Annotated in this window: 22 protein-coding genes; 10 read left to right on the top strand and 12 right to left on the bottom strand. The window is 68.8% G+C overall.

The genetic code is table 11. The annotated features are described in order from the left end of the window. The first annotated feature begins 93 nt into the window (after nt 1–93). Nucleotides 94–546, top strand: coding sequence for a SufE family protein (locus FOF45_RS17630; RefSeq protein WP_158987741.1), 453 nt, complete (start codon nt 94–96; stop codon nt 544–546). Nucleotides 547–556: 10 nt separating this feature from the next. Next, nucleotides 557–1831, top strand: a complete 1275-nt coding sequence (locus FOF45_RS17625; RefSeq protein WP_425481966.1) for an MFS transporter — start codon at nt 557–559, stop codon at nt 1829–1831. A 3-nt stretch (nt 1832–1834) separates the two neighbouring features. Here FOF45_RS17625 and FOF45_RS17620 read toward each other — a convergent pair whose 3' ends face one another. Further along, nucleotides 1835–2305, bottom strand: coding sequence for a nucleoside deaminase (locus FOF45_RS17620; protein ID WP_199244587.1), 471 nt, complete (start codon nt 2303–2305; stop codon nt 1835–1837). Nucleotides 2306–2483: 178 nt separating this feature from the next. Further along, nucleotides 2484–3575 carry an RNA polymerase-binding protein DksA gene (dksA, locus tag FOF45_RS17615; protein ID WP_158987739.1) on the bottom strand — a complete coding sequence of 364 codons (1092 nt, stop codon included), beginning with the start codon at nt 3573–3575 and terminating at the stop codon, nt 2484–2486. Between the two features lie 265 nt (nt 3576–3840). On the opposite strand from dksA, the gene yidD reads away from it, so the two are divergent. Genes yidD through FOF45_RS17600 form a run of 3 tightly spaced genes read left to right on the top strand, consistent with a single transcriptional unit; the run spans nt 3841 to nt 6286 of the window. Continuing rightward, complete coding sequence (gene yidD / locus FOF45_RS17610; RefSeq protein WP_199244586.1) at nt 3841–4089, top strand: membrane protein insertion efficiency factor YidD; 249 nt, start codon at nt 3841–3843, stop codon at nt 4087–4089. After that, a complete protein-coding gene (locus FOF45_RS17605; protein WP_158987737.1) occupies nt 4074–5420 on the top strand; it encodes a dihydroorotase in 1347 nt (448 codons plus the stop codon). The genes yidD and FOF45_RS17605 overlap by 16 nt, the downstream gene beginning before the upstream one ends. After that, nucleotides 5417–6286, top strand: coding sequence for a M23 family metallopeptidase (locus FOF45_RS17600; RefSeq protein WP_158987735.1), 870 nt, complete (start codon nt 5417–5419; stop codon nt 6284–6286). Before FOF45_RS17605 ends, FOF45_RS17600 begins: the two co-directional genes overlap by 4 nt. A gap of 282 nt (nt 6287–6568) precedes the next feature. Here the strand turns inward: FOF45_RS17600 and FOF45_RS17595 are convergent, their stop codons facing one another. The 7 genes from FOF45_RS17595 to efp form a co-directional block, all read right to left on the bottom strand. After that, entirely contained in the window at nt 6569–8296 is a 1728-nt protein-coding gene (locus tag FOF45_RS17595) for a sensor domain-containing diguanylate cyclase (protein WP_158987733.1), read from the bottom strand. A gap of 100 nt (nt 8297–8396) precedes the next feature. Further along, the gene (gene folE2 / locus FOF45_RS17590; protein ID WP_158987731.1) at nt 8397–9329 is read right to left on the bottom strand and encodes a GTP cyclohydrolase FolE2; all 933 of its coding nucleotides are present in this window, start codon (nt 9327–9329) and stop codon (nt 8397–8399) included. Nucleotides 9330–9465: 136 nt separating this feature from the next. Continuing rightward, nucleotides 9466–10182 carry a phytoene/squalene synthase family protein gene (locus FOF45_RS17585; protein ID WP_158987729.1) on the bottom strand — a complete coding sequence of 239 codons (717 nt, stop codon included), beginning with the start codon at nt 10180–10182 and terminating at the stop codon, nt 9466–9468. Then, the gene (locus tag FOF45_RS17580) at nt 10179–10865 is read right to left on the bottom strand and encodes a phosphoglycolate phosphatase (RefSeq protein ID WP_158987727.1); all 687 of its coding nucleotides are present in this window, start codon (nt 10863–10865) and stop codon (nt 10179–10181) included. The genes FOF45_RS17585 and FOF45_RS17580 overlap by 4 nt, the downstream gene beginning before the upstream one ends. Then, complete coding sequence (ubiG, locus tag FOF45_RS17575) at nt 10865–11596, bottom strand: bifunctional 2-polyprenyl-6-hydroxyphenol methylase/3-demethylubiquinol 3-O-methyltransferase UbiG (protein WP_158987725.1); 732 nt, start codon at nt 11594–11596, stop codon at nt 10865–10867. Before ubiG ends, FOF45_RS17580 begins: the two co-directional genes overlap by 1 nt. A gap of 70 nt (nt 11597–11666) precedes the next feature. Beyond that, entirely contained in the window at nt 11667–13010 is a 1344-nt protein-coding gene (locus FOF45_RS17570; RefSeq protein ID WP_158987723.1) for a TRZ/ATZ family hydrolase, read from the bottom strand. 125 nt (nt 13011–13135) lie between these two features. Continuing rightward, entirely contained in the window at nt 13136–13702 is a 567-nt protein-coding gene (gene efp, locus FOF45_RS17565; RefSeq protein WP_158987721.1) for an elongation factor P, read from the bottom strand. Between the two features lie 125 nt (nt 13703–13827). Between efp and epmB the strand changes: the two genes are divergently transcribed. Together epmB and FOF45_RS17555 are read left to right on the top strand one after the other, a co-directional pair. Further along, nucleotides 13828–14871 (top strand): EF-P beta-lysylation protein EpmB, encoded by a 1044-nt coding sequence (gene epmB / locus FOF45_RS17560; RefSeq protein ID WP_158987718.1) that lies wholly within the window; start codon nt 13828–13830, stop codon nt 14869–14871. A gap of 142 nt (nt 14872–15013) precedes the next feature. Then, nucleotides 15014–17086, top strand: a complete 2073-nt coding sequence (locus tag FOF45_RS17555) for an EAL domain-containing response regulator (protein ID WP_158987716.1) — start codon at nt 15014–15016, stop codon at nt 17084–17086. Between the two features lie 70 nt (nt 17087–17156). On the opposite strand, the gene htpX is transcribed toward FOF45_RS17555, so the two are convergent. Beyond that, nucleotides 17157–18053, bottom strand: a complete 897-nt coding sequence (gene htpX / locus FOF45_RS17550; protein WP_158987714.1) for a protease HtpX — start codon at nt 18051–18053, stop codon at nt 17157–17159. A 106-nt stretch (nt 18054–18159) separates the two neighbouring features. On the opposite strand from htpX, the gene gluQRS reads away from it, so the two are divergent. The 3 genes from gluQRS to phaR all read left to right on the top strand — a co-directional run bounded on the left by gluQRS (nt 18160) and on the right by phaR (nt 20532). Beyond that, nucleotides 18160–19074, top strand: coding sequence for a tRNA glutamyl-Q(34) synthetase GluQRS (gluQRS, locus tag FOF45_RS17545; RefSeq protein WP_158987712.1), 915 nt, complete (start codon nt 18160–18162; stop codon nt 19072–19074). A 79-nt stretch (nt 19075–19153) separates the two neighbouring features. Beyond that, nucleotides 19154–19894: an acetoacetyl-CoA reductase gene (phbB, locus tag FOF45_RS17540; RefSeq protein WP_158987710.1), complete on the top strand. Its 741-nt coding sequence runs from the start codon at nt 19154–19156 to the stop codon at nt 19892–19894. Between the two features lie 146 nt (nt 19895–20040). After that, nucleotides 20041–20532, top strand: coding sequence for a polyhydroxyalkanoate synthesis repressor PhaR (gene phaR, locus FOF45_RS17535; RefSeq protein WP_158987708.1), 492 nt, complete (start codon nt 20041–20043; stop codon nt 20530–20532). A 77-nt stretch (nt 20533–20609) separates the two neighbouring features. Here the strand turns inward: phaR and FOF45_RS17530 are convergent, their stop codons facing one another. After that, nucleotides 20610–21551, bottom strand: a complete 942-nt coding sequence (locus FOF45_RS17530) for a M48 family metallopeptidase (RefSeq protein ID WP_158987706.1) — start codon at nt 21549–21551, stop codon at nt 20610–20612. A 91-nt stretch (nt 21552–21642) separates the two neighbouring features. Next, nucleotides 21643–23469 carry a formylglycine-generating enzyme family protein gene (locus FOF45_RS17525; RefSeq protein ID WP_233264253.1) on the bottom strand — a complete coding sequence of 609 codons (1827 nt, stop codon included), beginning with the start codon at nt 23467–23469 and terminating at the stop codon, nt 21643–21645. Nucleotides 23470–23506: the final 37 nt, after the last annotated feature.

The following is a 23506-nucleotide window of genomic DNA, read 5'->3' as shown; positions in this document are numbered from 1 at the left end:
AGGGCGCCACGCCATGCGCGCAACGCAGCGACCCACCGGCATGAAGCCCGCGTGGGCAAGTCCGGCGCGAGCCGGGCGTAAAATCCTCTCCGAATGAACGCCATCGCCGCTCCCGTCAGTCCCTTCCCCCTCGAAACCACCGCGCGCGACGCGCAGGCGGCGATCCGCGACGAGTTCGCCTTCTTCGGCGACTGGTCGGAGCGTTATCAGTACCTGATCGACCTGGGGCGGAAGCTTCCGGACCTGCCGGCGGAGTGGAAGAGCGAGGAACATCGCCTGCACGGGTGTCAGTCGATGGTCTGGATCGTCGCCGAAGGTGATGCCGACCGGCTCGATTTCCACGCGATCAGCGATTCGGCCATCGTCTCCGGCCTGATCTACCTCGCGCTGCGCGTGTACTCGGGCCGCAGCGCGCAGGAGATCGTCGGCACCGACGCCGACTACATCGCCGACATCGGCCTGGCCAGGCACCTCTCGCCGACACGCAGCAACGGCCTGGCCGCGCTGCTGGGTTTCATCCGCGATCGCGCCCGCACTCAGCTGTGAGCGCGCGTCCGTGAGCGAAGCGGCCCAGGCCGAACCTCCTGCCGCCGCCACCGGAGTCGCGGCGCTGCTGCGCAACCGCGGCTTCACCGGACTGCTGACCTATCGCCTGCTGGCGATGCTGTCGTACCAGATCGTCGCGGTGACGGTCGGCTGGCACGTGTACGAACTCACGCGTGATGCGCTCGCGCTGGGCCTGATCGGCCTGGCCGAGGTGATCCCGTATTTCTGTTTCGCCCTGTTCGCCGGCTATGCCGTCGACCATCTGCCGCGACGCAAGCTCGGCATGTTCGCGTGCGTCGGCCTGCTGCTCACCACGCTGACACTGGCCGGTGTCGCCAGCGGCGTCCTGCCGGCCGGCGCATTCGGTTTCGGCACGCTGGTCATCTACGCGGCGATCGGCGTCAACGGCATCGTCCGCGCGTTCCTCGCGCCGGTGTACATGTCGCTGTTCGCACGCGTGCTCAAACGCGAGCAGTTCGCACGCGGTGCCGGCGTGAGCAGCGTGGTCATGCAGACCGGCCTGGTGTTCGGACCGGCGATGGGCGGTCTGCTGGTGGCATGGGGCGGCAAGACCACGGCCTATCTGGTCGCGTCGGTATTCGCGGCCGCGGCGGCGATCGCCATCATCACCCTGCGCGTGACCGAGCCACCGATGCCGGCCGAACGCGCGCCGGTGTTCAAGAGCATCGGCGAAGGCCTGCGCTTCGTGTTCAACACGCAGGTCGTGCTGGGTGCGCAGGCGCTGGATATGTTCTCGGTGCTGTTCGGCGGCGCGGTCGCGCTGCTGCCGGCCTTCATCAACGAGATCCTGCATTACGGGCCGGAAGCACTCGGTCTGCTGCGCGCCTCGCCGGCCGTCGGCGCGGTGCTGATGGGCATCTACCTCGCGCGACGCCCGCTGCAACGCAACGCCGGACGCGTGCTGCTGTTCGCGGTGGCGGGCTTCGGGTTGTGCATCATCGGCTTCGCGTTGTCGCGCCACCTGTGGCTATCGGCGCTGATGCTGATGTTCTCGGGCATGTGCGACGGCGTGTCGGTCGTGCTGCGCTCCACCATCCTGCAACTCGCCACGCCCGACCACATGCGCGGGCGCGTGTCGTCGATCAACGGCATCTTCATCGGTTCGTCGAACGAGCTGGGCGCGTTCGAATCGGGACTCGCCGCGCGCTTCATGGGACTGGTGCCGTCGGTGATCTTCGGCGGCTGCATGACGCTGGCCGTAGTCGGCGCCACCGCGAAGCTCGCGCCGAAGCTGCGCCGCCTCGACCTGCGCGAGCTGCACTGACGATCAGCGCGGGCGCTGCGCCCACTGCGCGTAAAGGCCCGACTCTCCTTCCGGCAACGCCTGCTTCAGCGGCAAGGACTGCTGCGACGGCGGATTCGCCATCTGCTCGTACACGGCCTTCGTCGACAGACCGAACGGTTCGCCGTCTTCGTTGGAATACGCGTAATAGGCGGCGGATATCCCGCACAGATGCATCGCCGCCAGGCACATCGGGCACGGATGGCCGCTGGCATAGACGACGCAGCCCTCCAGGCGTGGCGTGCCCAGCTTCTGCGCCGCTTCGCGCAACGCGAGCAGTTCCGCATGCGCGGTCGGATCGGAGGTTTCGTGGATACGGTTCGCCGCGCGTGCGAGCACCACGCCGTCACGCACCACCACCGCGCCGAACGGACGGCCGCCGGCGGCGATGTTGTCGCGCGCGATCGCGATGGCTTCGTGCATCGGATCGGTGCTGGATTCGGGCAGGTTGGTCATGCGCGCGCTCCTTCCTACGATCGCGCCAGCATGCACCGGAACGCGCCGTATCGCGCGACGGGATGTGTCCTTTCGCGCGTCCCGTTCCCGGAACGCGAAAGCCCGGCCGAAGCCGGGCTTTCCGCACTCATGCGCCGCGCGACGAGGAAGCCGCGCGGGTTGCGATGAAGCGACCGGATCAGTCGCCCATCTGCTTCTGCAGGTGTTCCCAGCGCTCCTGCGCGTCGATCGTGCGCTCGGCGGTGAGGCGCGCCTCCAGGCGTTCCAGGCCGATTTCCTCGCCGGTGTCGACGCAGTAACCGTAGTCGCCGGAATCCACGCGCTTGAGCGTGCTGTCGATCTTGCTGATCAGCTTGCGGTAGCGATCGCGGGTGCGCAGTTCGAGCGAGTTCTCGGTCTCGCGGGTCGCGCGCTCGGCTTCGTCGCCGACGTCGCGGACTTCGTCCTTGAGGTTCTCGATGGTCTGCTTGGATTCCTCGACCAGATCGGCGCGCCACTGCAGCAGGCGCTGGCGGAAATACTCGAGCTGGAGCGGGCTCATGTACTCCTCGTCCACGGCCGGGCGGTAGCCCTGCGGGACGATGGGACGCCCGGTGGCGTCATCGGTGGTGTACGGCACGACTTTGACCTTGCCTTTCGGCGCAGGTGCCTGCGGCTTGGCAACGACGGCCACGGCCACCTTGCCGGCCGGGCGAGGAGCGGTCTTGGTCGCGGGGGTGCTGGCGGCCGCCGCCTTGGGTGCAGGCGCCTTGTTGGATACGGGCTGTGTCACTGGATTCTTGGCAACTTCGGGCTTGCTTACGGCCGGTGCCACCGATTGGGACTTGGTGGCCGGACGCGGTGCGGGTTTCTTGTCGACGAGAGGCTTGCTTTCCGGCTTGACGGCCGTGGGCTTGCTCTCGCTGCGGGGGACGGCCTTCACCGGCGCGGGTTTCGCCGGCGGGACCTTCTTTACGGGTGCCGGCGCCTTGGCGACGGGCTTCTTCACCGGCGCCGCCTTCTTGGCGGGCACCTTCTTCGCTACCGGCTTGGGCGCGGGCTTCTTGGCCGGCGCCTTCTTGGCCGGAGCGGCCTTCTTCGCGACCTTGGCGACCGGCTTGGCCGGAGCCTTCTTGGCCGCCGGCTTGCTCGCCGCGACCTTCTTGGCAGCCGGCTTCTTGGCCGCGGTCTTCTTTGCTGCGGGTTTACTGGACGCGGCCTTCTTGGCGGCCGGCTTGACGGTCTTCTTGACGGCCTTGGCGGCCTTCTTCGCGGTTTTTTTCACTGCCACGAGCGACGTGTCCTTCTGTTCCCTGAGGCCTCCGGACGGGACGATCCGAAGGCGGTGCGGAGCACAGCATGCCCCACTTTGCGTTACGGCATGCAAGTGCCGGAACCCCTGAGCGGTCCGGTCGATTGACACCGGTTCCGCGATCTCCGGCCGACCCGTTCCGATCGTCCGGACTGAAGCCTTGTGACGGGAAAGCGCGCTGTTATACCCTGCCCCGGCACCTGCGGCAACCGCATATTCAAGTGCCTGGCCGCATTAAGGAACCGTGATCGACCGCCTCCTCATCGTCGCGCTGCGCGGCTACAAGCGCTGGATCAGTCCACTGCTCGGTCCGCGTTGCCGCTTCCACCCGACGTGCTCGGAATACGCGATGCAGGCCATCGCCCGCTTCGGCGCATTCAAGGGCGGCTGGCTCGCGATCCGTCGCATCCTGCGTTGCCATCCGCTGCATCCCGGCGGGCTCGATCCCGTGCCCGACTCCCCTCCTGGAAAACACTCATGCCCACGACACTGATCGTCAACGCCCGCCTGGTCAACGAAGGCCGCGAGTTCGACGGCGACCTGCGCATCGCCGACGGACGCATCGAACGCATCGGCACCGGACTGGATGCGCGCGCCGGTGAAACGGTGGTCGATGCCCAGGGGCGGCGCCTGCTGCCCGGCATGATCGACGACCAGGTGCACTTCCGCGAGCCGGGCATGGAATACAAGGCCGACCTGGCGACCGAGTCGGCGGCGGCCGCGGCCGGCGGCCTGACCACGTTCATGGACATGCCCAACACCAACCCGCCCACGCTGGACGCGGCGGCGCTGGAGGACAAGTACCGCCGCGCCGCAGGCCGCGCGTGGGGGAACTTCGGTTTCTACATGGGCGCCAGCAACGACAACCTGGCCGCGATCCAGGCGATCGATCCGCGTGCGGCGCCGGGCGTGAAGGTGTTCATGGGCGCTTCCACCGGCAACATGCTGGTCGACAACCCGGACATCCTCGACGGCATCTTCCGCGATGCGCCGGTGCCGATCATCACGCATTGCGAAGACACGCCGATGATCGACGCGCAGCTCGCCCGCTACAAGGCGAAATACGGCGACGACATCCCGGTCTCGTGCCATCCGGACATTCGTTCGCGCGAAGCCTGCATCAAGTCCACGCAGCTCGCACTGTCGCTGGCGCGCCGCCACGATTCGCGCCTGCACGTGTTGCACATCAGCACGGCCGACGAACTGGCGCTGTTCGAACAGGGGCCGCTGATCCGCGCCGATGGCAGCCGCAAGCGCATCACCGCGGAAACCTGCGTCCACTTCCTGCGTTTCGATCGCGCCGACTATGAGCGCCTGGGCAACCTGATCAAATGCAACCCGGCGATCAAGGACGCGGGCGATCGCGAGGCGCTGATCCAGGCGCTGGCGAACGACGTGATCGACGTGCTCGCCACCGACCACGCGCCGCACACGCTGGAAGAAAAGGCCCGCCCCTACACCGCCGCGCCGAGCGGCCTGCCACTGGTGCAGTACGCACTGGTCGCGGCGCTGGAACTCGTGCACGAGGGACGACTGACCACGGCGCAGGTCGTGCAGAAATTCGCGCACGCGCCGGCGCAGCTCTTCGACGTGCAGGGCCGTGGCTTCCTGCGCGAAGGCTACGCCGCCGACCTGGTGCTGATCGACGACACACCGTTCACCGTGCAGCGCGAGGACGTGCTGTCCAAGTGCGGCTGGTCGCCGTTCGAGGGCACGACGTTCCGTTCGCGCATCGCCTCGACCTGGGTCAACGGCGAACTCGCCTGGGACGGTCGCCAGCTGGTCGGCAAGCCGCACGGCCAGCGCCTGGCTTTCGATCGATGAGGCCACGCCTGTCGGCCTTGTGCCTGCTTGCCGTCGCCGTCACCGCCTGCGCTGCCACCGCCGAGCGCGGCGCGGTCGCTTCGCCCGCTGCATCGACCGCTGCGCCAGTCGACTCGCGCGTGGTGTTTCCGCAGTCCGTGCAACAAGGTGCGCTGGTGTTCGGCAAGGTACCGACCGGCAGCACGGTGCGATACGGCGCGCGCACGCTGCGCGCCACGCCGTACGGCACGGTCGTGTTCGGCGTGGGCCGCGACGAGACGGGCCCGGTAAGCGTGCAGGTCGTGCTCGCGGACGGCAGTGCTCGTGACGTCGCCATCGCCGTCACGCCGCGCGACTGGCCGGTGGAAAACATCCGCGGTATGCCACCGAAGACGGTCGAACCGCCGCCGGAGATCGCCGCGCGCATCGAGCGCGAACAGGCGCGGGTCACCGCGGCACGCGTGCGCGACGACGACCGCGCCGACTTCGCGCAGGCGTTCGTCTGGCCGGTCCAGGGCCGCATCAGCGGGCGCTTCGGCAATCAGCGCGTGTACAACGGCATTCCGAAGTCGCCGCACTCGGGAATGGACATCGCCGCGCCCACGGGCACGCCGGTGCTCGCGCCCGCCGCGGGCGTCGTCACCTTCGCCGCGCCGGATCTCTACCTCACCGGCGGCACGCTGCTGATCGACCACGGCCACGGCGTGAGCTCCAACTTCCTGCACCTGTCGCGCATCGACGTGAAGGTGGGCGATCGCATCACGCAGGGACAGGTCGTCGGCGCCGTCGGCGCGACGGGACGCGCGACCGGGCCGCATCTGCACTGGGGGATGAACTGGTTCGATGTCCGCATCGACCCGTTGCTGGTACTGGAGCGGACGAAGTAGTCACTCTTGTAGTTTCCCGCAACAACGCGCTGCGGCGCGTTCTTCGGTGCGACTGCTGCATTTCATCGCGGCGCGGTTCGACGTACGCATCGATCCACTGCTGGTGCTGGAGCGGAAGTAAGTAGCACCCACGAGCATGCCATGCGACCACTCGTGCAGTAGCCCGGGTAAGCGAAGCGCACCCGGGGCACCGGCACGCACAAGGCGGTCATCCCGGGTGCGCTTCGCTTGCCCGGGCTACGCGATGCCGATCTTCATGGCCATTCTGATCCGCACGTGGAATCAGAAGATCGTGCTCGCGTTCTGCGCGTTCGCGGTGTTGGCGACGGGCGCCGCCGCGGTGGTGCGCAAACGCGAGGCGGTGTATCCGGTGACGCGGTCGCGCCCGGTTTCCTTGCTCGCGTATAGCGCCGCGTCGGCGCGTTCGAGCAGCTTCTCGACGGTCTCGCCGTGGTGCAGTTCCGCGACGCCGAGGCTGAGCGTCGCGTTGAACAGGCGATTGTCGATCGACAGTGGCCGACAATTGACCGCCGCGCGCAGATTCTCGGCCACGCACAGGGCCTCGCGCAGTTGCGTGTCGGGCAACACCACCAAGACTTCGTCGCCACCGTAGCGACCGAACAGGTCGTAGGTGCGCAGCCGGTTGCGCGTGCGCAGCGCGACGATGCGCAACGTCTGGTCGCCGACGCGATGGCCGAACTCGTCGTTGATGCGCTTGAAACGGTCGATGTCGAAGAACACCACCGACAGCGGGCGCCGTCCGCGCTGTGCGGCGTCGACCAGCGCGTCCAGCCGTTCGGTGATCGCCGAGCGCGTGAGTGCACCGGTGAGCACGTCGTAGGTCGCCATGTGGCTGGCATGATCGCGGTCGCGACGCAGCTGGTGCATGTGGTCGGTCAGGCCGATGGTCAGTGCGAGGCCACCCATCGCCAGGCCGATCGGGAACGCGTACTCCATCCATTCCGGATTGCGCCAGCCGCCAAGCAGTTCGCCCATGCGCAGCACGGCGAGCACCAGCATCGGCGTCCACGACAGGACCATGAAATACGCTTCGCGCTGGCGTTGCAGCGCGCCTGCGATGCTCGCCACGAACGTCGCCACCGCGGAAGCGAGGAACACCGCACTCGCCAGCACCCCGAGCACGTTGGCGGCGCTGCCCACGGTGGCCAGCAGCAGCAACAGCAGCGCCGCGTTGCAGCCGTGCAGCGCACGCATCAGGCGTGGATGGCGTTCGGGCAGGTTGAGGTACAGCGCGACGAAGCTGTTGCTAGCCAGCACGCCAAGCAGGCCGAACATCCGGCCCACGCGTGGATCGGCGCCGATCAGGTCGGCCAGCCAGGGCACCATCCGCACTTCGCCGCCCACGCTGGCCAGGTAGAACGCCTGCGCGGCCAGGGTCAGGAACAGGTACGCATAGGCGCGTTCGCCGATGCCGATCCAGAAGCCGATCGCCAGGATCGCCAGCACCGCCAGCGTGCCCAGCACGAAAGTGCGCAGCGCGACGTGGCTCAGGTCTTCGCGATGCACCTGCGCGAGCGGTTCCACGTCCACGTACATCGGCGTCGGAGTGAGCGCGTGCACGCGCAGGTAGATCGACTCGCCGGTCGCGAGCCCCTGCGGCAGCGGCACCACCAGTGCCCGCGTGGAGAAGCCCGGATCGGCGTCGTCGCCGACCAGACCCCGGCGCAGCGGCATGACCTCACCCGGCCGCCACACTTCGACATGGTTGAGGTACGGGAATCGCAGGATCAGGTGCGGGGCGTCCGCAGGCGAGATCGCCTCGCGTGCGGTCAGGCGCCACCAGCGCGGGCGGCGGCTCGTTTCGTGGACGGATTGGCCTTCGACGCTGGCGAAGTCGTTGCGCAGCTCACCGGAGAGGACCTGCAGCGGCAGCGGATCGCCGTCGAGACGGGCCACGTCGAAGCGCTGCGCCGACACTGAGGTCGCCACGAGCATGCCGAGCGCGGCCAATACAGCGGCCTGCCACCAACGACGTGAGGGTTTCCCCATAACCCGTCCGGCCCCCTGCTAGGCCCGACAGCATACCCAACTGAGACGTTCGTCGCGAAACGGGCCGATGAAGGGCGCCGGGACGGGGCCCGGCGGCAGATCAGTCGCGACGACCCTGTCCGCTGACCCGCGCCACGGCGTCGTGGGCGTGCAGGCTTTCGAAGTGGGCGACGTGGGCATCGAAGCGCTCGATGCGCGGATCGGCCGACAGCGCGGCCGCGACCCGGCGAGCGGCGTCCTCGCAGAACATCAGGTTTTCGGCGTTGAGGCGGGCGAAGGCCTGCTCGTCTTCACGCTTGACCGCGGTCTGGACCGGCGTGCCCAGGGCCTGTTCGAGGGCATCGATCAGCGCCGCCAGCGGCAGTTCGTCGAAGGCCGGGCGCAGTTCCACGCGCACATCGGCGCGGCTGCGCTGCGCGTGCGGAGTGGCGGCGAGGCCGCGTTCGGAAGCCAGCCACTCGCCCACCACCGCGGTGGACAACGGCCGCGCGGCGGCGAAGTCCTCGACGAACCGTTCTGCGTTGAGCTGCCGCGACAGCGCGGCCGAAGCCGGACACGTGCTGGAGTACTCGACCGCGAAACGCAGCGCCAGGTGCAGATGGCCTTCGCGCAAAGTGGCGTCGATCTCCACCGGATAGCGCTTCCATCCGGCGTTGTCGCTGGCCAGGGCCGGACGCAGCAACAGCTGTTCGTAGCGCAGGACCAGGCGCGCGGCGGTGGAGATGCCGCCCTGTTCCTCGATCAGTGTCTGCAGCACGCGGCGCAGGCCGGCCGGGGTCACCGTCTCGCTGGCGAACGCGTTCTGCAACTGCAGGTACATGCGCGACATGTGGATGCCGCGCGAGTTGGCATCGGCCAGGTCGACCGACACGTCGACCGAGGCGGCGACGGTGATCGGCTCGCCGTCGCCGGTGGCGACACGCAGCGGCAAGGCGATGTTGGACATGCCGACCCAGTCGAGCGGTCGCGCCGCTGCGGCGGCGTCGAAGGCGACATCGGGGAGACGGCGCGGGGTGGTCGAGGTCGTGGTCACGGCGAAGAGATGGGGTTGGCGCGGGGGAGCGCAAGCCGGGCCATTGTAGCGGCCGGATCCACGGGGGGCCCGGGCGTGGCCTGCAACAGTCAGTTGCAGGCTGTCGGACAGCCTATCGAGCCGATAGGCGGCGCCGTCAGCCGCGTACGCCACGCCAGGCGGTCATCAGCGCGGCGACTGGAGGCAGCGGGAGGGCTGCGTCGCCGCGACGGAGACGCTGCCGGGCCAACGCGGACCACAGGCGGCGCGGTCGGTTGGCCGCGCCGGAGGCAGGCCATCGCTCCAGGAGTTCGGCGCCCCAGACGCGGGCGTGTTCGCCCTCGCCTGCCCCCGCCAGCGCGCTCAACGGCACCGCACCTTCGCCGCCGAGGGCGAGATGCGAGTGCAGCAGGGTCGACTGGATCGCCGCGACGGTCGCTTCCGTCGCGGTGCCGTCGAACAACGCGGTCTCCACGTCCGCGACGGCGCGCGCGAATGGCTGCAACAGTGCCAGCGCTTCATCGCGATCGCGCGGGCGCTCGCGCGTGTCGCGCAGCGAGGGAATGGCCATCGCCAGGCGTTCCCACGGTGCGCCCAGCTTCTGCAGCGCGATGCCGAGCGGATGGCGACGACCGCCGCGCGACCAGCCCTGCAATTCTTCGATCCACCACGCGAGCTTCGCTTCGCCGGGGCGCGCATCGCTGCCGCCCCACGCCGCGTCGGTGAGTTCCTGCTGCAATGCGGCCCAGGCCAGTACGGTCTCGCGCTGCGCGTGCGGTACGAATACCTGCGCCACGTTCCATTCGGGCCAGCGCGCGCGCCACTTGTCGAGGAAGCTGTCGAGCGCGTCGTCGTGGGCGGACTCGTGGCTCATCGTCGCAGCGGCCATGCCGCGGCCTGGGTCAATTCGAGCGGAGCGTCGATCATCACGTCGCCCTGCCACGCCACCGGGTCGTCCTCGTCCAGGCGATAGCCCCACAGCGCCACCACCGAGGGCATGCCGGCAGCGCGCGCGGCGAGGATGTCGCGCTCGTCGTCGCCGACGTAGATGCAATCCGGCGCAGCGACGCCGATGCGCTCGGCCGCGACCAGCAGCGGCAGCGGATCGGGCTTGCGTGCCTTGAGCGTGTCACCGCCGATCAGCACCGCGCTGCGCTGTTCCCAGCCGAGCAACGGCATCAGCTGGCGCGCGAGGTATTCGGGCTTGTTGGTGACGATGCCCCAGATCGTGCCGGCGCGTTCCAGCGCGCCGAGCATCGCCTCGACGCCGGCGAATGGTTTGCCGTGCCGGCCCAGTTCGCGCTCGTAGTGGTCGAGGAACTCGGGGATCCAGCTTTCCCGCTCCGCCACATCGACCTGTGGGAACGCCGCCGCGACCATCGCGCGCGCACCCTTGGATACATGGGGACGCAGCTCGTCCAGCGGCATTGCCGGCTGGCTGCGTGCGGCACGCATCGCGTCGATCGCCGCGGCCATGTCGGGCGCGCTGTCGAGCAGCGTGCCGTCGAGATCGAACAGCACGGCCTTCGGGAACGTCACCGCGTCGACCACGGCCATCAGACCGCGGCCGCTTCGGGCTTGCTCGCGCAGGCGAGGTAGTTCACGTCGGTGCGCGCGATGACGCGGGCGCTGTTGCTCCACGGCTGGTACATCAGGCCGCTCACGTCCTCGAGGCGCAGTTCGGCGTCACGCAGCCAGGCGCCGAGTTCGTGCGGCTTGATGAAGTCGCGGTACTGGTGCGTGCCGCGCGGCAGCAGGCGCGCGACGTACTCGGCGCCGACGATCGCCAGCGCGAACGCCGCGGGCGTGCGGTTGAGCGTGGACAGGAACAGCTTCCCGCCCGGGCGCAGCAACGTGGCGCAGGCGCGGATGATCGAACCCGGATCGGGCACGTGTTCGAGCATTTCCATGCAGGCGATGGCGTCGAACGCACCGGGCATTTCCGCGGCCAGCGATTCCACCGACTGCAGGCGGTAATCGACTTTCACGCCGCTCTCCAGTCCGTGCAGGCGCGCGACCTTGACCAGTTCCGGCGCGAGATCCAGTGCGGTCACCTGCGCGCCAGCGCGTGCGAGCGCCTCGCTGAGCAGGCCCGCGCCGCAGCCGACGTCGAGCACGCGCGCGTCCTGCAGCGTGGTGCGGTCAGCGACATACCCCAGCCGCGCCGGATTGAGCGCATGCAGCGGCTTCTGCGGGCCTTCCGGGTCCCACCAGCGCTGCGCGAGCGCGCCGAACTTGTCGAGTTCGGCCTGGCTGAAGTTGGTATCGCCTGAAGCTTGCGTGGTCATGCACTTCCTCCGGTGCCGTGGCGTGCGCGACGACCGTTCGCGCGCACGACGGGATGTGTCGCGAAGACGGTCAGGTCAGGCGGATCGCGGCGATCCGCATGCGCCACTGGCGCGCGTTGGCGACCAGGGCATCGGCGTCCATGTCGACCAGCACGCGCGAGCGCAGCTTCGCCTTGCCGGCGATCCACACGTCGCTGACCTGCTGGCGACCGGTCGCGTAGATGAGTTGCGAGATGACGTGGTGCAGCGGCTGGGTTTCGATCTGGCCCAGGTCCACGCACACCAGGTCGGCCTGCTTGCCCGGTTCGATCGAACCGATCGCCGTGTCGAAGCCGAGCGCGCGCGCGCCGCCGAGCGTGGCCGCGTGCAGCGCGCTTGCGGCGTCGAGCGCCGACGCGTCGCTGGCCACGGCCTTGGCCAGCAGCGCGGCGGTGCGCGTCTCGCCGAACATGTCGAGGTCGTTGTTGCTCGCACAGCCGTCGGTGCCGATGGCGAGGTTCACGCCCGCCTTCTGCAGCTTGCCGACCGGGCAGAAGCCGGAGGCGAGCTTGAGGTTGGATTCCGGGCAGTGCACGACGCTGACACCGCGTTCGGCGCACAGCGCGATCTCCGCGTCGGTCAGCTGGGTCATGTGCACGGCTATCAGGCGGTCGTTGACCAGGCCCAGCCGGTCCAGCCGCGCGAGCGGGCGCTGGCCGTGCTTGTCGTGCGACTCGACCACTTCCTGCGCGGTCTCATGCGTGTGCAGGTGCACCGGCACGTCGAGCTGGTCCGAGAGCATGCGGATGCGCTCGAAGTTGGCATCGGACACGGTGTACGGCGCGTGCGGTGCGAACGTCGTGGCGACCAGCGGATCGTCGCGCCACTGGTCGTGGACCTCGCCGGCGCGGTCGAAGTATTCGTCGGAGGTCTTCGCCCACGCGGTCGGGAAGTCGATCACCGGCAGGCCGACGCGCGCGCGGAAACCGTGGCGCTTGTAGACCGCGGCCTGCACGTCGGGGAAGAAGTAGTTCTCGTTGGCGCAGGTGGTGCCGCCACGCAGCATTTCGGCGATCGCCAGTGCGATGCCGTCCGCGACGAACTCCGGCCCGATCACCGCGCCCTCGACCGGCCAGATGTGGCCCTGCAGCCACTCCATCAGCGGGAGGTCGTCGGCGATGCCGCGCAGCAGCGTCATCGGGTTGTGGGTGTGGGCGTTGACCAGCCCGGGGATCAGCGCCGCATCGGGGCGCGACACCGTTTCGGCCGCGCTGAAACGCGTGCGCGCCTCGCGGGTCGGCAGCAGCGCGACGATCGCGCCGTCGCGCACGGCGACGGCATGGTCCTCCAGGACCACGCCGTGCGGTTCCACCGGCACCACCCATCCGGCTTCGATCAACAGGTCGCAGGCTTCGGGGCGGGTATCGGCGGTCATTCGTTTACCTGGCACGTCGTTCCCGCGAGGGCGGGAACCCAGTGTCCCGCGCCTTCGCTACGGTTCGGAGGCGAAGGCGGGACGACGAAAAGGCCATCCGCGCACGGCGCGGACGGCCCGATGCATCACTTCACGCGGCTGACGTACTCGCCCGAGCGGGTGTCGACCTTGATCACTTCTTCCTGCGCCACGAACAGCGGCACGCGGACCACGGCGCCGGTTTCCAGCGTGGCCGGCTTGCCGCCGCCACCGGAGGTGTCGCCGCGCACGCCCGGATCGGTCTCGACGATCTTCAGCTCGACGAAGTTCGGCGGCTGCACGGCGATCGGAGTGCCGTTCCACAGGGTCACCACGCACTCTTCCTCGCCCTTGAGCCACTTCTCGGCGCCGCCCATGCCGGCCTTGTCGGCCTGGACCTGCTCGAAGGACTCCTGGTTCATGAAGTGCCAGTACTCGCCGTCGGAGTACAGGTACTGCATGTCGGTGTCGACGACGTCGGCCACTTCCACCGAGTCGGTCGCCTTCATGGTGATTTCCTGGACGCGGCCCGACTTGATCATCCGGTAGCGCATGCGCGTGAACGCCTGACCCTTGCCCGGCTTGACGTACTCGGTCTCCGTGATGATGCACGGCTCGTTGTTGACCAGGATCTTCTGTCCGTTCTTGACGTCGTTCATGCCGAGGGTGGCCATGAGGGAACTCCTGCTTGCTATGTGAATAGGTATCGGGGCGCCGGCCGCACGAGGGCAGCGAAGGCTAGAATGTCGGGCTGTTGTGCCCGGCCGCTGGGCCGTGGCGCAAGGAAAACCGGTCCGACATGATACCCGCTGCCCCCGCCCCCCAGCACGCCCCCGTGCCCCTCGCCCCCTCCGCGCCGCGCTGGCAGCAGCTGTGGCGCGAGGCGATGCGCGAGCCGCGCGAGCTGCTGGCGCTGCTGGGCCTGGACGCGCTGGCCGAGGGTCTTGCGGTCTCCGATGCCGCCGCGATGCAGTTCCCGCTGCGGGTGCCGCGCGGCTTCGTCGCTCGGATGCGCCACGGCGACCCGCACGATCCGCTGCTACGCCAGGTACTGCCGCTGGATGCGGAAATGCAGCCTATGCCGGGTTTCAGCCTGGATGCCGTGGGCGACGGCGCGGCCAAGGCCGGCCACGGGGTGATCCGCAAGTACCGCGGGCGGGCGCTGCTGGTCTCCACTGGCAGCTGCGCGATCCACTGCCGCTACTGCTTCCGCCGCCATTTCCCCTACGCCGAGGAAACCGCCGCGGCTTCGGGCTGGCGCGAGGCGGTGGAAATCATCCGCGGCGATGCCGGCATCGACGAGGTGATCCTGTCCGGCGGCGACCCCTGGTCGCTCGCCACGCCCAAGCTGGCCGAACTGACCGACGCACTGGCGACGATCCCGCATCTCAAGCGCCTGCGCGTGCACACGCGCCTGCCGGTGGTCCTGCCCGAGCGCGTCGACGACGCCCTCGTCGACTGGCTCGGCTCCCTGCCCTGGCCCGTCACCGTGGTCCTGCATGCCAACCACGCCAACGAATTCGACGCCACGGTCGACGCCGCCCTTGCCCGGTTGCGCGCGACCGGCGCGCTGCTGCTCAACCAGGCGGTGCTGCTGCGCGGGGTCAACGACTCGGTCGATGCGCTGGCCGCCCTGAGCGAGCGCGGCCACGCCGCTGGCGTGCTGCCCTATTACCTCCACCAGCTCGACCGCGTGCAGGGGGCGGCGCACTTCGAAGTGCCCGACGAGATCGCGCTCGCGCTGCACCGCGCATTGGCCGCGCGCCTGTCGGGCTATCTGGTGCCCCGACTGGTGCGCGAAGTCGCCGGCGATCCGGGCAAGCGCCCGCTTCCGTACGCATAGCGTTCGCAGACCGTGCGCGACTTTCGTCTCAAGTTCGTGCCCGATCGGTCGTTAAGTCGTCATATCCCCCACCGATCGGTCCATGTGCATGGACTGACAGACCCTGTTCATGTCATAACAAGGCGCCTGGGGAGGTGATGCAATGCAATTCGGCAAAGACACGGCGCTGCGCCTGCTGATCGTCGACGACAGCGTCGAAGCGGCCGAGGCCATCGTCAGCGGCTTGCGCAACAGCGGTATCGCGGTGCGCCCGTCGCGTCCTGAAAACGAAAGCGAACTGGCCACGTTGATCGCGAGCCAGCCGCAGGACCTTGTGCTGGCCGCGCGCGACGCGCGCAACGTGCCGATCACCAAGGTCATGCAGGCGGTCGACGCCAGCGGCAAGGACCTGCCGGTCCTGGTGCTGCTCGACACCGTGGACGACGGTCGCCTGATCGAAGTGGTGACGCTCGGCGCGCGCGGCGTGATCCTGCGCAACCATTCCGAGCACGTGAACGCCCGCGTCCGCGCCGAGTGGGCCGACCTGGAAGCGCGCCGCACGCAGCGCCGCCTCGAAGCGCAGATCCGCGAGACCGAACGTCGCTGCGACGCGCTGATCGATTCCTCGCGCGAGCCCATCGCCTACATCCACGAAGGCATGCACATCCGCGCCAACGGCGCGTACCTGGAAGTGTTCGGCTTCGAGTCTTTCGACGAGATCGAGGGCATGTCGCTGCTCGACCTCATCGCACCGCAGAAGGTCGAAGGCTTCAAACAGCTGCTCAAACAGATTTCCAAGGGCGAGGCGCCGCCGCGCCACGAAACCGAGGCGCGCACGCTCGACGGCAGCCAGTTCCCGGCGGTGATGGAATTCACCACCGCCACCTACGAAGGCGAGAATTGCCTGCAGGTGATCCTGCGCCGGCAGGAAGTCGACCCCGAACTCGCGCGCGAAGTCGAAGCGCTGCGCCAGCGCGACCAGGTCACCGGCCTGCTCAACCGCGCCACGTTCCTGCGTTCGCTCGAAGACTCCGTCGCCGCGTCCGCGCAGAACGGCACACACCACGGCCTGCTGCTGATCGAGCCGGACCACTTCAACCGCCTGCTGCAGGATATCGGCCTCGACGCCGCGGACACGCTGGTCGCCGCGATGGGCGAGCGCCTGCGCACGGCACTCGGCCCGAACGACGTCGCCGCGCGTTTCGGCGAACACCAGTTCGCCGTGCTCACGCCCAACGCCGACCATCGCCACACCACCGGCCTGGCGGAGAAACTGCGCGCCGCCTTCGCCGACCACGTGCTGGAAACGGCGGACCGCTCGCTGAGCACAACGGTGAGCATCGGCGGCGTGCTGATCGGCGAGAAGATCGCCAGCATCACCGCGGTGCTGGGCAAGGCCAGCCAGTGCCTGCAGTCGGCCAGCGGCGTCGGCGGCAACCGCACCGAGCTGTTCGATCCGGGCGCGGCCGACCGCGCCGAGGAAGAACGCATCGAGGCGTGGGTGCAGCGCATCCGCGACGCGCTCGACGCCGACCGCTTCATCATGGAATACCAGCCCCTCATCGGCCTGCACGGCGAGCCGATCGAGATGTACGAGGCCTACCTGCGCCTGCAGGGCGAGCACGGCGAACTGGTGCCGCCGCTGGCCTTCCTGCAGATCGCCGAGGAGCACGGCCTGTTGTGGGAAATCGACCGCTGGGTCGTCGGCAAGGCCATCGCGGTCATCGGCGAGCGCCTGCGCGCGGGCCGGCAGACCACGGTGCTGGTCAAGATCACCCAGGCGTCGCTGCAGGACAACACGCTGCAGCAGTTCATCCAGGAACGACTGGCCAAGCACGGCGCCGACGGCCGCCTGCTGGTCCTGCAGTTGCCCGAATCGAAGGTGTTCACCCACCTGCGCGCGGCGCAGGAGTTCCAGACGCAGATCGCGGCGCATGGCGTCCGCGTGGGGCTGGAGCAGTTCGGCGTGGGTCTGAATTCGTTCCAGCTGCTCACCCACTTCAACGCCGACCTGATCAAGATCGACCGCAGCTTCATGCAGGAACTCGCCGGCAACGCCGAGCACCAGCAGCGCGTGCGCGACATCGCCGACAAGGCCCGCGAACTCGGCAAGACCACCATCGCCGAATTCGTGCAGGACGCGGGCAGCATGAGCATCCTGTTCGGCGCGGGCATCGACTATGCGCAGGGCAACTTCCTCGCGCCGCCGGGACCGGGGATGGAATACGAGTTCTGAGGATTCACCAAAGCGCACAAAAAAGCCCGCCTTCCGGCGGGCTTTTTCTTTGCCTTGTGGCGCGCGGCGATCAGCTCACCACGGTACCGCGCACCTGTTCGACCGGCGCATTGCGCAGCGTCTGGATGCGCTCTTCCAGCGGCGGATGGCTCATCAGCAGGCGACGCAGGCCGTGGCCGACCGCACCGCTGATGCCGAAGGCCTGCACGGTCTTGGGCAGCGTGCTTTCGCCATAGGTCTGCGACAGGCGCTGCAGCGCGGCGATCATCTTGTCGCGACCAGCGAGGCGCGCACCGCCCGCGTCGGCGCGGAACTCGCGATGGCGCGAGAACCACATCGCGATCATGCTGGCGAACAGGCCGAAGATCATGTCGAGCACGAACACGATCACGAAGTAGCCGATGCCCGGACCGCCTTCGCGGTTGCCGCTGAGATAGCTGTCGATCACGCGACCGACCACGCGGGCCAGCACGATCACGAACGTGTTGAGCACGCCCTGGATCAGCGCCATCGTCACCATGTCGCCGTTGGCGACGTGGCTGACTTCGTGGCCCAGCACGGCTTCAGCCTCGTCGCGATTCATGGCGCGCAGCAGGCCGGTGGACACGGCGACCAGCGAGTTGTTGCGGCTCGGGCCGGTGGCGAAGGCGTTGATCTCCGGCGCGTCGTAGATCGCGACTTCCGGCATCTTGATGCCAGCGGCCTCGGCCTGGCGGCGCACGGTGTTGACGAGCCACTGCTCGGATTCGTTGCGCGGCTGCTCGATCACGTGGGCGCCGGTCGAGCGCTTGGCGATCCACTTGGAGGTCATCAGCGAGATCAGCGAGCCACCGAAACCGAACACGGTAGCCATGACAAGCAGACCGGCCGAGCTTTGCGGGCTGACCCCGAGCACGGCCATGACGATGCTCAGCAGGGCCAGGACGGCCAGGTTGGTGGCCAGGAACAGGGCGATGCGTTTGAACATGACGGAAACCTTCCGCGCACCATGCGCGTCGTAACTCGAAAATGTGGCACGCTGCCGTTGAATTCAAGTGAAACGCCCGGCACGCCCTTTGCCCGACGAGTCCGTTGTGACGTCCCCTTCTCCGTCGTCCGGTTATCGCGGACGCTTCGCTCCGTCGCCGACCGGCGACCTGCATTTCGGTTCCCTGCTCGCGGCGTTCGGCAGCTGGCTGCTCGCGCGCCATGCCGGCGGTCGCTGGCTGGTGCGGGTCGAGGACCTGGACCCGCCACGCGAAGTCGCCGGCGCGGCGCGACGCCAGCTCGACACGCTCGCCGCGTTCGGTCTGGTGTCCGACGAGGAGGTGGTCTGGCAGAGCCGGCGTTCGGCGCTGTACCAGGCCGCGCTCGATCGCCTGCTCGCCGATGGTCATGCGTTCGAATGCCATTGCAGCCGTACCGACCTGGCGGCGGCGGCGGGCGTGCACCGCGCCTGCGTTCCCGGCAAGACGCGGCCCGATCCGGCCGTGCGCCTGCGCGTGGCCGACGGCAGCGTGGTGCGTTTCGACGACGTCGTGCGCGGCCCGGTCGAACAGGACGTCGCGCGCGAGGTCGGCGACTTCGTGCTCAAGCGCGCCGACGGTTGCTGGGCCTACCAGCTGGCGGTGGTGGTGGACGACGCTGCGCAGGGCATCACCGACGTGGTGCGCGGCGCGGACCTTCTGGAATCCACTCCGCGGCAGATCCTGCTGCAGCGCGCGCTCGACCTGCCGGTGCCGCGGCATGCGCACCTGCCGCTCATACTCGGTCCGGACGGGCGCAAGCTGTCCAAGTCGGATGCCGCGATGCCGGTCGAGCCCGGCGACCCGCTGCCCGCGTTGCACGAGGCCTGGGCGCGGCTGGGCCAGTCGCCGGCTGCTCTGGAGGACGCCGAAACCCTCGCCGAGCTGCTGGCCCGGGCCACGCGCGCGTTCGATCCCGCGCGCATTCCGGCCCCGCCGCTGTTGCAGGAAGTGTCATCGGCGCTGCGTAGGATGACGGACTAGATTGCGCGACCGGATTGCGCAATAGAATCAGACGGGCGGGTCGCACGGCGCGCCGCCCGCACTTCAGGAGAGGATCAAGATGCAATCTCGCGTGGCTCTGGTGACCGGCGGTACCGGCGGTATCGGCAGCTCCATCGTCCAGCGTCTGGCGGCGACGGGGCATCGCGTGGCCACCAACTACCGCGACGAGGATCGCGCCCGCGCGTGGCAGGCGCAGATGCGCGAGCGCGGCTTCGAGGTGGCCCTCGCCAAGGGCGACGTGTCGTGCCCGGATCAGGCCCAGGCGCTGGTGCAGGACATCGAGCGCCAGCTCGGCCCGGTCGAAGTGCTGGTCAACAACGCCGGCATCACCCGCGACTCCACCTTCCACCGCATGACGCCGATGCAGTGGAACGAAGTGATCGGCACCAACCTCAACTCCTGCTTCAACGTGACGCGCCCGGTCATCGAGGGCATGCGCGAGCGCAAGTGGGGACGGATCGTGCAGATCAGCTCGATCAACGGCCTCAAGGGCCAGTACGGCCAGGCCAACTACGCGGCGGCGAAGGCCGGCATGCACGGCTTCACGATTTCGCTCGCGCGCGAGAACGCGCGCTTCGGCATCACCGTCAACACGGTATCGCCCGGTTACGTCGCCACCGACATGGTCATGGCGGTTCCGGAAGACGTGCGCGCCAAGATCGTCGCGGAGATTCCCACCGGTCGCCTCGGCACGCCGGACGAGATCGCCTATGCGGTGGGGTTTCTCGTCGCGGACGAAGCGGCCTGGATCACCGGTTCGAACCTGGACATCAACGGTGGCCACCACATGGGCTGGTGATCAGGCCCGTTCGCCGCCTGTCTGCCCGCCATCCATCCCCGCCCCCATTCACCCCACCGGCCCGATCGGCATGCCGTTTGGGACAGTTGCAAGGCCCGCGGCACTGCGCCATGCTGCATGGCATCACGATTTAGAGCCGAAGCTCAATGGCCTCGATGCGCGTCATCAAGAAGTATCCGAACCGACGGCTCTACGACACCGAGATTTCGAGCTACATCACCATCGAGGACGTCCGCCAGCTCATCGTCGACGGCGAGGAGTTCGAGGTCCGCGATGCGCGCTCCGGCGATGACCTGACCCGCCAGGTGCTGCTGCAGATCATCGCCGAGCACGAACAGGACGGCGAACCGGTCCTGTCGACCCAGCTGCTCAGCCAGATCATCCGCTTCTACGGCGATTCGCTGCAGGGCTTCATGGGCAGCTACCTGGAGCGGTCTATGCAGGTCTTCCTGGACCAGCAGCAGCAGTTCCGCAACCAGATGGGCGGCATCCTCGGGCAGACACCGTGGGCGCTGATGAACCAGCTCACCGAGCGCAACCTGGCGATGTGGAACGAGTTCCAGCGCAACCTGTCCGGCAACGTCGGCCAGAGCGCCAACCAGCCGCCCAACAAGGCCAAGAACGAACCCAAGCGCTGACCGGCCCGACCGGACATACGCGGGAACGACACGATGCCGGGGCTTCCCGGCATCGTCGTTTCTGGGCTCGGCTCAGGTCAGTTGGCTGCGGTGGACGCCGCGCCGGCGCCACAGAACTGGGCGCGGTACTGCTCCGCCTGCGGCATCAGTCCCTGCAGGACCTGGATGCGGTTCGCGGGATCGGGATGGGTCGAGGCGAATTCCGGCGGACGCTCGCCACCGCCCAGCTGCGACATGCGCTCCCACAACGGGATCGCGGCTTTCGGGTCGTAGCAGGCCGCTGCGGCCAGCATCAGGCCCACCTTGTCGGCCTGGGTTTCATGGTTGCGGCCGTAAGGCAGGATCAGGCCGTATTGCGCGCCCGCGCCGAGCGCCGCCATCACCGCCTGCTGTTGCTGCGGGTCCATTCCACCCACCGCCATGCCGGCGGCCATCTGCCCCATCTGCACCAGCTTCTGCTGGGCCATGCGCTGGCTGCCGTGGCGCAGCAGTGCATGGGCGATCTCGTGCCCCATCACCACCGCCATCGCGTCGGGCGTCTGCGCGATGGGAATCAACCCGGTGTACACCGCCATCTTTCCGCCCGGCAGGCAGAACGCATTGGCCTGGTCGGACTGGATCACCGCGACATCCCACTGGAACGTCTGATGGTCGGTCGGCGCCTGCTGCTGGTTCTGCGCCGCGAGCGCCGCCGTCACCTGCGGCACGCGCTCGATCAGGCGCTGGGCGATCTGGCGGATTTCCTGCGAGGCCTGCGCGTTGGCAGGCAGCAGCGCGCCCTGCGCGTTGGCATCGCCAAGCACCTGCTGGAACGCCTGCGCGCCCAGCTGCACTTCCTCTTCGGCGCTCGTGCCGTAGTGGGCCTGCTCACCGGTGTACGGATCCACCTTCGCACTGCCGAACCACGACCACGCGGCGTAGCCCGCGAACAGGATGAGTATCCACCAGCGGATGCCGCCGAAACCGCGGCGCGGGCGTCCCTGTTGCTGTCGCGCACCGCCGAAAGGGTCGACTCTCATCTGCGCTCTCCTGCTCCGTCCGTTGGAAGCTTCACTGTAGCCGTGCCGCACCGGAATGGGATCAGGGATCCACGCGAAAAGATCGTCGCGATCAGATCTCCCGTACCACGCGGAAGCCTACCCGCGCGTTCGTGTTGTTGACGTCGCTGCCCTGGCGCCATGCGGAACGGGTTTCCTCCGGCGAACTCGCCCAGGAGCCGCCCCGCACCACTCGTGAACGGCAACCGGGGTTCAGCCAGGCCGCGCCGTCGCGCGGGGCGCGGCGGTAGGTGTCGTGCCAGCAGTCGGCGACCCATTCGCTGACGTTTCCGGCGAGGTCGTGCACGCCGAACGCGTTGGGCAGATAGCTGGCGACCGGCGCCGGCCCCCACGCGCCGTCGCCATAGCCGGCGAACGCGTTCTGCCAGCGCCTGCCGCTCGGCGAGGCGTCGGCGCCGCCGGTGAAGTTGCCCGCGCGCGCCGGCGGTGCACCGTCGCCCCACGGATATCGGCCGCGTCCACCCGCGCGCAGGGCGTATTCGAACTCCGCCTCGCTGGCGAGCCGGTAACGCTGGCCGGTCTGGTTCGACAGCCATTCCGCATACGCCATCGCGTCCTTGGCGCTGATGTGGATCACCGGCAGGTTGTCGCGCGCCGGCTGGCCCGCGTAGTCGGACTGCCAGTCCACGCCGCCGGCACGCACCAGGTTGCCGCCGCGCTCGTCGTAAGCGGTCGAATAGCCACGCCGCGAAGCGCGCGCGCGATGACGGCTCGCCTGCATGAAGCGGCGGAATTCACCGACGGTGATCTCGGTACGCGACATCGCCAGGCCGCGATCGAAACGGATATTGCGTGCGGGGCGTTCCGATTCCTGGCCCTCGCTCTCTTCCGAGCCCATGCGGAACGCGCCGTGCGGAATGACCACCAGCTGCGGTCCGCGACCGCCGCCCTTCATCGCATCGGTGAACACCTGACCCGGACGGAACAGGCCGTAATGCGTGGCCAGGTCGATGCGTTCGCGCAGCTCCGCCGCGGAGCGGTCGCCGGCCGGCGCGATCCGCAACAACACCGCGAGCTGGCGGCGCGCCTCGTCGATGCCGTCCTCGCGCAGCAGCGACGCGACGCCCGCATCGCGCAATGCATTCACCCGCACGATCCGCTGCATCGCCACGCGCGCCCGCGCATCCTCCACGCTCGGCGCGGGCGGACGCACCTTGGCAGCGACGTCGAGCTCGCGTTGCGCGCCTACGTAGTCGTCATGGTCGGCGGCGATCTCCGCACGCCGGATCAGCGCGCTTTCGACCGCTGCCACGCCCTGCCGCGCACGCATGTCGCGCGGCCGCAGCTTCAGTGCTTCCTGGAAATGGGTGAGCGCCTCGCCGGCCCCGCCGTCCACGCCCAGCCGCCCTGCGTTAAGCGCTTCCTCGCCGAGGCGGTTGGCTTCCTGCGCCTCGTCGGTGCGGTCGAGACGGGCGAGGTATTCGACGACATCGAGATCGCCCGGCGCGATCGCGCGCAGCACCGCCGCGATCTCGTGCGCGCGGCGCAGCGACAACGGATCGCGGTCGAGCGTGGCGAGTTCCTGATCGCCCCGGTCGATCAGCAACGCGCGCGAACGGTCGAAACCGCGGTTGGCGGCCGCATCTTCCGGATCGAAGCGGCGCAGCGCGAAATACAGCGGGACCGCGTCCTCGTTGCCGCCGAACAGCCGCCCTTCCTTCAACGCCTGCGCGGCCTTGGCCTTGAGATCCTTAACGTTGGCATCGGTGACCTGCACCGCGGGCATGCGCCACGGCGGCACCGGCGACACCGCCTGGTCGGCGCTGATGGTGACGATGGGCGTGCGCACGGCGGCATCGCCCGGGGGCGCGGCCGGCTCGCGAGAGCACCCAACCGCCAGCGTCATCGCCGCGATGCCAGCCAACAGCGGTGCGCGCAAACGTCCTCCTCGCCTCACGTGGGCCTGATGGGTCCGG

The sequence above is a fragment of the Lysobacter panacisoli genome (assembly GCF_009765165.1).
In the GTDB taxonomy this organism is placed as follows: domain Bacteria; phylum Pseudomonadota; class Gammaproteobacteria; order Xanthomonadales; family Xanthomonadaceae; genus Lysobacter_J; species Lysobacter_J panacisoli.
This window is presented reverse-complemented; position numbering and strand designations above follow the sequence as displayed.

What these genes read in the sequence shown, in the direction of transcription:
- FOF45_RS17585 (WP_158987729.1), bottom strand. Translation starts at nt 10,182, where the DNA reads ATGAGCCACGAGTCCGCCCACGACGACGCGCTCGACAGCTTCCTCGAC.
- epmB (WP_158987718.1), top strand. Translation starts at nt 13,828, where the DNA reads ATGATACCCGCTGCCCCCGCCCCCCAGCACGCCCCCGTGCCCCTCGCC.
- FOF45_RS17580 (WP_158987727.1), bottom strand. Translation starts at nt 10,865, where the DNA reads ATGGCCGTGGTCGACGCGGTGACGTTCCCGAAGGCCGTGCTGTTCGAT.
- FOF45_RS17620 (WP_199244587.1), bottom strand. Translation starts at nt 2,305, where the DNA reads ATGACCAACCTGCCCGAATCCAGCACCGATCCGATGCACGAAGCCATC.
- FOF45_RS17595 (WP_158987733.1), bottom strand. Translation starts at nt 8,296, where the DNA reads ATGGGGAAACCCTCACGTCGTTGGTGGCAGGCCGCTGTATTGGCCGCG.
- htpX (WP_158987714.1), bottom strand. Translation starts at nt 18,053, where the DNA reads ATGTTCAAACGCATCGCCCTGTTCCTGGCCACCAACCTGGCCGTCCTG.
- phaR (WP_158987708.1), top strand. Translation starts at nt 20,041, where the DNA reads ATGGCCTCGATGCGCGTCATCAAGAAGTATCCGAACCGACGGCTCTAC.
- FOF45_RS17555 (WP_158987716.1), top strand. Translation starts at nt 15,014, where the DNA reads ATGCAATTCGGCAAAGACACGGCGCTGCGCCTGCTGATCGTCGACGAC.
- FOF45_RS17605 (WP_158987737.1), top strand. Translation starts at nt 4,074, where the DNA reads ATGCCCACGACACTGATCGTCAACGCCCGCCTGGTCAACGAAGGCCGC.
- FOF45_RS17630 (WP_158987741.1), top strand. Translation starts at nt 94, where the DNA reads ATGAACGCCATCGCCGCTCCCGTCAGTCCCTTCCCCCTCGAAACCACC.
- FOF45_RS17600 (WP_158987735.1), top strand. Translation starts at nt 5,417, where the DNA reads ATGAGGCCACGCCTGTCGGCCTTGTGCCTGCTTGCCGTCGCCGTCACC.
- ubiG (WP_158987725.1), bottom strand. Translation starts at nt 11,596, where the DNA reads ATGACCACGCAAGCTTCAGGCGATACCAACTTCAGCCAGGCCGAACTC.
- efp (WP_158987721.1), bottom strand. Translation starts at nt 13,702, where the DNA reads ATGGCCACCCTCGGCATGAACGACGTCAAGAACGGACAGAAGATCCTG.
- phbB (WP_158987710.1), top strand. Translation starts at nt 19,154, where the DNA reads ATGCAATCTCGCGTGGCTCTGGTGACCGGCGGTACCGGCGGTATCGGC.
- FOF45_RS17530 (WP_158987706.1), bottom strand. Translation starts at nt 21,551, where the DNA reads ATGAGAGTCGACCCTTTCGGCGGTGCGCGACAGCAACAGGGACGCCCG.
- FOF45_RS17570 (WP_158987723.1), bottom strand. Translation starts at nt 13,010, where the DNA reads ATGACCGCCGATACCCGCCCCGAAGCCTGCGACCTGTTGATCGAAGCC.